This window comes from Streptomyces xingningensis (assembly GCF_054957865.1).
The window spans coordinates 1-584 of the sequence record NZ_JBDJPF010000180.1 but is presented as its reverse complement, the minus strand read 5'-3'; the positions used below and the strand labels follow the sequence as shown (position 1 = coordinate 584).

The 584-nt window shown below is 70.2% G+C and carries 1 pseudogene; it reads left to right on the top strand.

From position 1 onward, the window contains the following. Window positions 1–584: pseudogene (locus ABCR83_RS32745) on the top strand (type I polyketide synthase); the annotation flags it as partial.

The following is a 584-nucleotide window of genomic DNA, read 5'->3' as shown; positions in this document are numbered from 1 at the left end:
ACCGACCCCACCCCCCGCACCATCGACCTCCCCACCTACCCCTTCCAACACCAGCACTACTGGGTGGAGCCGCCCGCCGTCAGCCTGTCCGCCGCCGGGGGCGGGCAGGACCCTGCCGAGGCGCAGCTGTGGCGAGCCGTCGAGGAGATGGATCTCGACTCGCTGGTCGGCAGTCTGCGGCTGGACGGGGACGAGGAGACGATGGGTGCGCTGCGGCCCGCCCTGCCGATCCTTTCGGCGTGGCGGCGCAAGCACCGCGACGAGAACACGATCAACTCCTGGCGCTATCAGGAGACTTGGAAGCGCATCCCGGACCAGGCCCGGCCGGAGCTCGGCGGCACCTGGCTGGTGCTCGCGCCATTGGCGCATGCGGACCATCCGGCCGTGCTCACCGTCATCCAGGCGTTGGGCGGCCATGGCGCGGACGCGCAGCGACATCTCGTGGACACCCGTGAGGTGCGGCGTGAGGAGTTCGCCCGTGAGCTGACCTCGGTCATGGGGACGACGGAGTGGTCCGGAGTTGTAAATCTGCTGGCGTTGGATGAGGAGCCGCTCGCCGACCACCCCGCCGTACCCGCCGGACT